This window comes from Arsenophonus sp. ENCA, assembly GCF_002287155.1.
Lineage (GTDB): Bacteria > Pseudomonadota > Gammaproteobacteria > Enterobacterales > Enterobacteriaceae > Arsenophonus > Arsenophonus nilaparvatae.
Genome location: NZ_NHNG01000095.1, coordinates 1 through 9218, shown reverse-complemented (window position 1 = coordinate 9218; position 9218 = coordinate 1). Strand labels below are relative to the sequence as shown.

10 protein-coding genes are annotated in these 9218 nt (G+C 45.2%); all 10 read right to left on the bottom strand.

The features are described 5' to 3' along the window. A partial coding sequence (locus tag CBG25_RS02880; protein WP_290603697.1) for a transposase family protein occupies positions 1 to 405 on the bottom strand: 405 nt, incomplete at its 3' end. A gap of 83 nt (positions 406 to 488) precedes the next feature. Next, a complete protein-coding gene (locus tag CBG25_RS02875; protein ID WP_290604397.1) occupies positions 489 to 827 on the bottom strand; it encodes a hypothetical protein in 339 nt (112 codons plus the stop codon). An 81-nt stretch (positions 828 to 908) separates the two neighbouring features. After that, on the bottom strand, positions 909 to 1649 hold the full coding sequence (traT, locus tag CBG25_RS02870) for a complement resistance protein TraT (protein WP_290604396.1): 741 nt from the start codon (positions 1647 to 1649) through the stop codon (positions 909 to 911). 92 nt (positions 1650 to 1741) lie between these two features. Further along, complete coding sequence (locus CBG25_RS02865; protein ID WP_290604395.1) at positions 1742 to 2422, bottom strand: hypothetical protein; 681 nt, start codon at positions 2420 to 2422, stop codon at positions 1742 to 1744. Further along, on the bottom strand, positions 2419 to 5235 hold the full coding sequence (traG, locus tag CBG25_RS02860; RefSeq protein ID WP_290604394.1) for a conjugal transfer mating-pair stabilization protein TraG: 2817 nt from the start codon (positions 5233 to 5235) through the stop codon (positions 2419 to 2421). Before traG ends, CBG25_RS02865 begins: the two co-directional genes overlap by 4 nt. Then, complete coding sequence (locus tag CBG25_RS02855; protein ID WP_290604393.1) at positions 5236 to 6594, bottom strand: conjugal transfer protein TraH; 1359 nt, start codon at positions 6592 to 6594, stop codon at positions 5236 to 5238. Then, a complete protein-coding gene (locus CBG25_RS02850) occupies positions 6591 to 6776 on the bottom strand; it encodes a hypothetical protein (protein ID WP_290604391.1) in 186 nt (61 codons plus the stop codon). Before CBG25_RS02850 ends, CBG25_RS02855 begins: the two co-directional genes overlap by 4 nt. Then, positions 6773 to 7120 (bottom strand): conjugal transfer protein TraF, encoded by a 348-nt coding sequence (gene traF / locus CBG25_RS02845; protein WP_290604389.1) that lies wholly within the window; start codon positions 7118 to 7120, stop codon positions 6773 to 6775. Before traF (CBG25_RS02845) ends, CBG25_RS02850 begins: the two co-directional genes overlap by 4 nt. Continuing rightward, a complete protein-coding gene (gene traF / locus CBG25_RS02840; RefSeq protein ID WP_290604387.1) occupies positions 7120 to 7881 on the bottom strand; it encodes a type-F conjugative transfer system pilin assembly protein TraF in 762 nt (253 codons plus the stop codon). Before traF (CBG25_RS02840) ends, traF (CBG25_RS02845) begins: the two co-directional genes overlap by 1 nt. Further along, entirely contained in the window at positions 7878 to 9071 is a 1194-nt protein-coding gene (locus tag CBG25_RS02835) for a conjugal transfer protein TraN (protein WP_290604385.1), read from the bottom strand. The genes traF (CBG25_RS02840) and CBG25_RS02835 overlap by 4 nt, the downstream gene beginning before the upstream one ends. Between the last annotated feature and the right edge of the window lie 147 nt (positions 9072 to 9218).

Genomic DNA, 9218 nt, shown 5'->3' with positions numbered 1-9218 from the left:
GACGTCTTTAACTCCAGGAAAGGCGCGAAAAAATTCCTCAGCAGAGCGAATTTGACGAGCGGGCAAAACACATTCTCGCCCCAAGGTCATCTCTAAAACCGGCAATAATATTTTTACCCAGCGACATGCCCGTGTTCTATCTAAACCAAAAAGAAGTCCTTGCAAATCATAGGTCGGATAACATTTTAAATACAATAAAATAAAAAGCAGTTTATCTAATGGGGTTGGGATAAATCCTTTCTGCCCTGCACCCATCTGCCGCTCGTGAGCTTTTCGATTCTTTTTCCGATAAATCAAATAACAAGCTGAAAATTCAGCGGCTAAATTTTTCAATTCTTCGACTGATAATCCAATGATTGCTTTACATAAACGATTATCTCGTAACAACTGCTCTTTGTTGATCATTTCAAACCGTTATTTTCTAAGTTAAACCTCTTTTTATTGTCTATAGCGTGACAAAAAATGCAAGTCTCTATTCAGCAACTAGTTTAATGAATAAAATATCGGTCGAGGCGCACTTCTCGGGCAGTTTTTTCAAATTCAATCACCTGATTGGTTCTAGGGTTTAACCAGTGAAAGGTGAAGGTGCCGCCTTCACGGGTGCCAATCGCTTCCTGTAGCGGTATGACCAGTTTGTCCATTGCCCAGTAAGCTAACCCGTGTATCATCTTCTCAAGCGGGATTTGAACGGCGATGGTGGCAAAAAAGACAAGAATGGTAGCCAGAATTACCCAGAACGCCACGATATTAGCTATCTGCATAAACATCGCCACCATGTATTTAATCACCTGACCACCCTGGGTCATGTTTCTGGCATCAAGACTCATAATCAAACGTTCCTTAGCGAGAGGAAGCCCAATTAGTTATCGAAAAAGTGTTAAGTTAACTGGGCTTTATTATTTAGGGAATTAAAGAATATTGGCAATACTGTTGGCTAACTGGTTTTCCAGTGCCGGTTTTGCTTCTTCAAATTTCAGGTTGACTTTGTTGGCATTGGACACAATGCGCGTCTGGTATTTATGACGGTTGGTGGTTTCGGTGCTGGTCTGCAATTGAGAACCGGAGTTACCCTGTTTCAGACGGGCGGTATCATTCACGGTCACATTATTGTTTTTGCTTAAGGCGCTAATCTGCAAATCGGTGATCATGGTATAATTCACATCTTCCACCATGGCATCCGCTGCTGCGCCAATCAGCCCTGCGGCTAATCCCACGCCTAGTACACCACCGGTAGAATCGACGTTATAAGCCATGGCACTTGCGCCTACCGCTGCGCCGAGGGCAGCACCTTCATAACCTTGCGATAAAAAGCGTTGGGCATCTCTTAAATCCATCTTATCCGCTTTTAAGACATTGGCCTGTATCCAGTAATAGGCGGCATTGGGATTATTCACCACCGTATAGCCTTTGGCCTCAACCGCTTTTCGAATCAGGTTTGGTAAACCCGACATCTCTTTATCGGAGGTATTTTTAATTTGCAGGTAAACGGTTTTCTGGGAAGCGGGATCTAACCAAATCGTTTCACTCATTTGGGTTTTTACTTCGAGATTACGTTTTTTAACCGCCGTACTGACTGCACTACAGCCTGTTATAGCCACAGATGTCGATATTAAAGTAACCAGCAATAAACGCTTGAAAGGGTGTGTCATTTTTTTAAAAACTCCATGTTAAAGGTATAAAAGATTACTTGAACAGAATGCTGTTCAAGTAAAAGGTGATAAAAAATGGTTATCTTTGAGGGTTAAATATCACGATGACTCCCTGAAAAATGGTCATTGTGATCAAATCCACTTGTCGTGCTGAAATCATTGCCAAAACTAGAAGAACTGCTATATGTGTCGTCAAAGGATGACGAAAAAGATGAAAATTCATGGCTACTTGTGCCATACATATTTCCAGCTGAGTCTATTCCCCCACAACTTAATAATCCTGTTGCCGGATTTGTTTCTATTCTGCTGCTGAAACTATCGTCATCAGAATACGTATAATAAGTTTCAGCGCTATCATCATTTAAATTTTGATTATTAACGGGAGAAAACTGATGGGAGGAATGATGTGAATATCCATTTCGTTGCCAATCTTGAGGGGCGTAAGAAAAAAGAATGACGCCAGCAATAAATAATGAAATGATTGCGGATAGTATTATCCCACCATAGATAACTTCGGAAAACACATATCCATCATTTTTTGCCGATATCTCTAAAAATTCTCTTGAAAGAATTAAAATATTTCCGATAAAAAATCTACCTAACAGAGGGTATTTGAATACTTTCTCACTTTCACGCCAATTTTTTGAAAAAAAACAAAATAAAGCACTCAGGTTAATGACGCTCATGGCGATCATCGAGGAGGCTTGCTTAAAGTAAAACAAAAACAGTGTTTCGAGGATGACTATTGTGATAATAAATGCAATAAATCTCATTGTGATTTCCCTCCTTTATCCTCGTACCTTTTAAGATTAGCGGATTTTTCCTTATTTATCGCCTTCTCATTGGCGATTATTTTCTCCTGAGTGGGTTCGACGTTGTGCCCAAAATCGGTTTTTTCTGCTCGTATTGCTTTCGCATATTCACCGGAATTAGCCTCGGCGGATTCAAGTAGACTGACTTTATTGCTTTCACCGGTCTCAGGGTTAACAATGGTCTGATGTTGCCGAATATGACCTTTATCGGCTTGCTTTTCCAATTGTGCCGCACTTTGATTAAACCCAGCTGGATCATATTGACTGGCCTCATGAGGGACTTGCATACCTTGGTAATGATTGGCCACCACCGTTTGATTGGCAAAGTGATTATGCCGGATATCCTCCGCGATGCGATCGCTAAATTCGCTTACCAGCGCTTCACGCTGTGCCCTGACCGTGGGTGACCCCGCATCCGTTAACACATAACTTGCCTCAGCTTCGCCTAAACGCGAATAAGCAAACTGGGTAAATTCCTGCTCCAGGCGGTGTGAAGCACTTAGGCGTTCCGTCTCAGTTAAATTGGCTTGCTCAGAGATAGTTTGTTCTTTGGTTTGACTGGCCGTAAATCCAGCAAATTTTTCGCTGGTGTTTTGTAGAGAAGATCTTAAATCTCTGACTAAAGAACGCGTTTCCGAATTAGAGATGCGACTAATATCATCGTCTGTCATATTCTTAATAATGGTTGCTGACTGACTGGCCGCAAAATCTTTTGCAATTTGTATATCTTCGCTGGTTTTATTGCCCTTTGATGCCGAGTCGGTGTTAGTATCTCGCCATTCATGATTGTACCTTGCATTCGCATCGAATTCCGCGCTGGCTTTTGCGTTTGATGACCCCTTGCTAACACTCAGGCTCCCTTTTGCCCCAAATCCAAAACCGGCAACATCGGTACTATCCGTTGAAGTTCTATCCTCTCTGGTTGTACTGTTATTTGAAGACATGGCTTCTTTTGCATATTGGGATTGCCGTTGGACATCTTCAATGGCTTGGCGTTGTTCGCTGGATAATTTACTGTCTTGCGACCCTTGTTTGCTAAACTGATTACTTAGCGCGGTTGAAATATTGTAGGTATCATTAATGGCACTTTTTAATCCCTGATGATAGCTTTCGGTCTCGCGGTGTTGACTGCTTAACGCTTTGCTAAAGCTGGTATCGAGCATCGAACTGGTATCCAGGCTAAAGGGCAGTTTTGAGATAGCTTGCGTAGTATCGACAATATGCTGACCACTTTGGGTGGTGCTAATCATCGCCCCGTTATCGATTTGCTGGCTGGAGAGTCCCGCTTTGTAACTACGGTTTAAATCGGTTTTAAAGCCGTTAATGTTTTCCACCTGCATATTCGCCATGTTGTAATTGCCACTGGCTACCGCTGACGCATCCGCGGTCGTTGCTCCTGCCAGGGCATTACCTAGATAGGAGCCGGCACTGGCAATCTGTTGGCCGAGGGAGGTGAAGAGTTTAAAACTCAAAAACGGAATGGACATCATCATCCAACCCGCAATCCCTGCGGTGGTGCTGCCCGTTTGGGTCAATCTGTCGAGATTCGAGAAGGTGACGCTTTCCCCACTTAAGGTGGTGGCCATCATAAAATTATAAATGTGATTAAAGATGGCAAACATCACAGGCCATAACATCAGACTGCCCATGATGTTCAAATAATTAATTATCACCTTGTACGTTATTTCTCTCACAAAAAGCGCTAATGCCATAATCGGAAAGAGCGAAATACACAACAGCATCAACACGGTATTGAGTTGCGGCAACATTTCACTGGCCAGATGATAACTGGCCTGATGGGATAAGCGCATTTTGGCTAGCGACTGCTCGGTGGTAATGAGATTTAACCCCGCGGGGTCATTCATGGCCGCAGCATAGGCGTTAAAGCCTTTTCTCAAGCCCGCTATCATAATATTCTGTTTTAAAATATCGGCGGCAGATTGGCTTGCCTTCATAAAGTAGTTGTAGCTGCCTTCCAGCATATGCGGTAATACTAGCGATGCATCGTGTCGGCCTGGAAACAGTTTACGGGCATAAAACATCAGTGTGCTGCCGCTTCCCGTGGTATCCAGATTAAGCAGCGATTTGAGTTTCACGGTGGCTTGCTGACAGGTCATAAACTGACTGCGTGCACCTTCAGTATTTTCAGGCTCCCAACCTTGATAGTAAATCCCTCTTAAGGGACTGGGTTTTGAAAATATCAGGCTATAAATATCACGGGTATTGAGTAGCTGGCTTAAACTGTATTTGTGGTTTAACTGAATATCAGGGATGACACAGTTTTTAACGTATTCGCTGAAATTGGCGTTAATTTCAGGGCTATGGCTGTGAAAGGCTAATGATTCCTGCATTAGTTTCTGGCCAAACATCAAGCCAGTTTTGCTGTAGGCGACACTCTCTGGCAGATGAAAAAAATCATCATAAAAGATGGCCGCTGAATGTCCGATACCTGTTAATAACCAAAGTGGGGTGGCTAATCCTACTGGCACATTATCCACCCGATTGATTTTATCTGGTCTCGTCAGGTCGTTGACCACCACCGTGACTTTGGGTGTAAGCAATAATGCCGTCACACAAACGAAGGTAAATCCCCAGGCAAAAAGCCCTTTTAAGTCATGGGTTTTAACGTACGTCATCACGCAGGTTAAAATACCGAGCGTTTCCGCCAGATACAGTAGCCCACCCCAGGTGCGGTGATTGACCATGGCTGCCACCGCATTCAAGGTTTGGGTCACCATGTCACCGCCACTGATAAACCAGGTATCTAATACCATTTATCCTCCAAACTGATAGTTGCTCATCAACCGGTCAGACAGCCCTGATGAGAGTTGCTGACGTAAATAGTGCAAATTGCGCTCAAGCTCTAGCAGATGATTTTGATTAATCCGCATTTTGGTTAAGCGCTGCGCCATTTTTTCGCGCACGGTTTTAAGGCTATTTTGAAACTGTTTGTTTTCTTCTTCGGTATTCAGGCTCCCTGCGCCGGCTACTTCCACCAAATCAATCAGACCGTCGATATAGCTGACCACCATGTCGCTGGCGATGTATTCGGAAAGCGACGTGACAATCGATTCATCGAGGCTGAGTGAGGCGCTGTCAATCACGTAGCGCAGGATTTGGACGCGGGTACTGCCAATCAATGCCGTTTCCCTATCGGTTAATGCCGCATCGGTAGTGGATTTTTTAAACAGGCTTGCCAACAGATTCTGGATTTGTGCTATCATGCCATTGCTGGCGGTGACTGTGATTTTGCTCTTCGTTGGCTTTAGGCATTGCGTGACATTATCACAACGATAAACCTCCGTTGTGCCACCCTTTAAAATTGCGTCCATGACACTGTCACTTGCGCCTAGCCCAGGTAAAACCGCCAATTCTCCCAGATTGCCATAAATCACGGTGCCGACTAGCGACATCATGAGTTCCTTTAATTCCCTGTCACTACTGATAAACTGATTGATTTTTTCAAACGCACTCCAGGTTAAGTTGCGATTGCGTGGTATCCGCTTTTTCTCTTCGTCATTGGCGTGGTTGAATACTTTATTGGTTTCATTACCCACGCCACAGCCCTGACGGGACGCTGCCCAATCAGCAAAAACGCTATGGTTACCCGCAATGTCCTGACAGACGTGCTGGCTGGCCGCTTGTGATTTTGGCCATAGCCCACCGACAATGCCTTGTGCCGCCTGACAGGTGGAGATATTGGTGTTGTTAATATCGGTCGCCAGCTTCTGCAGATAATCCTTGACCGCTTTCACTTGCGGCAGTGCGGTTTCTAACGCCAGGTCGAAGGCGTAACCGGCGGCATTACTTAAAATCTGTTTGGCCATCACTTTTATCTGGTCGGAGTTAATAAAACTAAATGATCCTAGATAGGCATCAATACCGCCACAACCGGATTTTACTTCGGGTAAGGTGACCGAAATAAGCTGGATTTGTCGTACGGGATTGCGCAGAAACAGTGACCCACCCGTGAGATAACCGGCTGCCTGTCCCTGCCACGCCGCTGCTTGCGTGACATTTGCGCCACTGCCGCTATTGAGCTCCTGAAAAAATTTGTTTAAATCTTCATTGATACCGGCATGCGTTGTGGCACAAAACAGCATCAGGGCAATTAATTGGTATCGTTTTTTCATTGCAATACCCCCAGTTTTTCGGCAAGCAGGAAAGATTGCTCGAGCCGGTTATTAAACGAAGTCGCACTCATCATGCCTTGCGAGACCGGAATGGCCACCAGGGTTTGGGTATTAACGATAAAATCGGTGGGCGTCACCTGTGGTAATTCAGGGAAAAACTCTCCAATGACTTCAGGGGTCACCGGTAATACGTTGTTAAGGTGCTATCACCCAGTCCGTCAAAACTGTACACAAAAACCGGCATATTAAGTTGCTCGGCGACGCTATTGAGCACCGGGTTAAACTGCTGGCAAAATGGGCAATCGGATTTCATAAAATGCACGATTTGCCAATCGGTGATATTAATCGCCCGTCCGTTTGATAAGCGAAAGGTCTGGTGCTTCGCTTTGGGCGCTATTCGGTGTTGCTTTGGGTCATTCCCTACCGCCGTCTTGTGCTTTTCGAGTGCGGCGATTTCATCGAGCGTACTGGCGGCAATCGGTAATGTCAGCATCAGCAATAAAAATGAAAGTATCATTTTCATCATTAATCCCTCGGCGTAAAATCAGTAACACGGTTTAATAGGCGTTTCGCTAAATCATCCTGGCTGATAAAGCCATAGGCCAGTGGATGGTAGCTGCCCGTGCTCGGGTCAACCAAAAAGAGTGCCGGGAAATAGCGAATCTGCATTTTTGCCGCCTGTCCTCGGTCTTTCTGGCTGTTGGGTAATTCAGGGTTGATGACACCATCAACACTGATGGGCATCACCGCCATCTGATATTGTTGGGCAAATTCCCGCACCACCTGTGCTAATTTCGCATCCAACGGTACCTTGCCACGATAGAAGAAAAAGACCCCATAGTGTTCATTGACGGCTTTAATGGCACTGGCTTGTGCTTTTTGCTCGTTCGCGTAAGACAAGGTTGCCGTGGCGTTATAATGCGAATGCCGGTTGTTGTAATCGAGTTCCGGTTTCAGCAGCAGCACCTTCTGCCAGGTGGCTGAGAACTGACTAGCGTTATCCGACCAGTAGTTTTGGAATGCCATCCAGCGTGCCAATTTCTCCGGTGATTTCGGGTCAAGCACCGCAGCATTGCGTAATTCATCGCCCAGGGCTTTGATTTTTTGCATGGTTTCCACCGCTGACAGTGTTTTTTGCGGTGATGACCGTGCTTCCAGCGTTTCCTGTTGCGGTGCCGGTTCGTTATACCAATGCCAACCGACCGCAGGGGAGTAGTGATACCCATCGTCGGGCTTTGCGGTCACTATTGCCGATAACAGCACGCTACTTAATAAAAGGCGTTTCATGGTTTGCGCCCCTGTAACTCGTCTTTAATCTGCTGGCTTATCTTTTCAGTGAGCTTTTTGCTATCCGGTAGTGTTGTTTTGCTGTTAAGCTCATCATAAAACTCACTGAAATCGAGTGTATCAAATCTCACCCGTTGCAACTCGTCAATCGTCATTCCACGACAATCGGGATGCTTCGCACTACCAAATCCCACGCCCAGTTGACCACCCCGACCTTGCGCTTGCACAATCTGCGCGAGCTTACTGTCAAACACACAATAACTGTGCTTTTTGCGTAAACACACGCCTAACACGTCTTCGGCGCAAAACTCCCCGACATCGACCACCAGACCTTTTTCTTTGGCTTTACCAATCGCTTTTTCTTCACTGTCACAACTGGCAAGACCGATATCATGTCCCCAACCGCTGCTTTTGCAGCAATTACTAAAGCCAATGGCGGTTTTACGACAGGCCATTGGTTTACCGGTAAACGCACTGATATTTTTGCCATCCCCACTGATGTCTTTACCGGCTTTGGCGAGTGCGGCTAATTGCGATACCGCTTCACCAAAATCATTATTTTTACCGGCGGCAATGGCGGCACATTTGCCGTCTGAGCAGTAGAATTTACCGCCACAAAGAAAACCTTCCCCCTGCGTGGTTTGTTGACACTGGAATTTGATCGATTCTTTAACGCATAGATTGCCGATTTTCTGCAAACACTGGTGCGACCCTTCGCTGCAATTGGGGTCTTTTTCCCAACGACCACAGGTATTATCATCTCGTTCAGAGACGACCCACTCCTCGGATTCTTGCCAGCAAGTGAGCGTGACAGGATAACGTTTACCGTCTTTAACGACATAACGGGTCTCCCCTTTTTGACTGCACCAGGCTTTAGTTTTGACGGCATTGGCTTTATCAACTGGGCAGTTCGCTGTCCAAACGACTTTTGGATGCCAGATTGTTTCATTGACTTTTACGGTAAAGTGCAACGTTAATTTGGCGGGGCTATTAAAGCGATATCTTTTGGCGTTGTCTCGATCGTTGTGTGAGAATCGGATGGGTCGACTTTGACTGAATGTTCGGTCAGTTATATTCAGTTCTCCACTCAGCGTCTGTCTTGAACCAATCCAATAAAAGAAATCACCGCCAAGCCCTGAAACTTCTACACCGCCATAGCAACGATGGCAACCTGGGTGAGTATAAGTCACTTTTTCTATCGTTCCCTCAATAAACTAGTTGCTGAATAGAGACTTGCATTTTTTGTCACGCTATTGAGAATAAAAAGAGGTTTAACTTAGAGAATAAAGGTTTGAAATGATCAACAAAGAGCGGCTGTTACGAGATAATCGTTTATG

What these genes read in the sequence shown, in the direction of transcription:
- CBG25_RS02875 (WP_290604397.1), bottom strand. Translation starts at nt 827, where the DNA reads ATGAGTCTTGATGCCAGAAACATGACCCAGGGTGGTCAGGTGATTAAA.
- traT (WP_290604396.1), bottom strand. Translation starts at nt 1,649, where the DNA reads ATGACACACCCTTTCAAGCGTTTATTGCTGGTTACTTTAATATCGACA.
- CBG25_RS02865 (WP_290604395.1), bottom strand. Translation starts at nt 2,422, where the DNA reads ATGAGATTTATTGCATTTATTATCACAATAGTCATCCTCGAAACACTG.
- traG (WP_290604394.1), bottom strand. Translation starts at nt 5,235, where the DNA reads ATGGTATTAGATACCTGGTTTATCAGTGGCGGTGACATGGTGACCCAA.
- CBG25_RS02855 (WP_290604393.1), bottom strand. Translation starts at nt 6,594, where the DNA reads ATGAAAAAACGATACCAATTAATTGCCCTGATGCTGTTTTGTGCCACA.
- traF (WP_290604389.1), bottom strand. Translation starts at nt 7,120, where the DNA reads ATGATGAAAATGATACTTTCATTTTTATTGCTGATGCTGACATTACCG.
- traF (WP_290604387.1), bottom strand. Translation starts at nt 7,881, where the DNA reads ATGAAACGCCTTTTATTAAGTAGCGTGCTGTTATCGGCAATAGTGACC.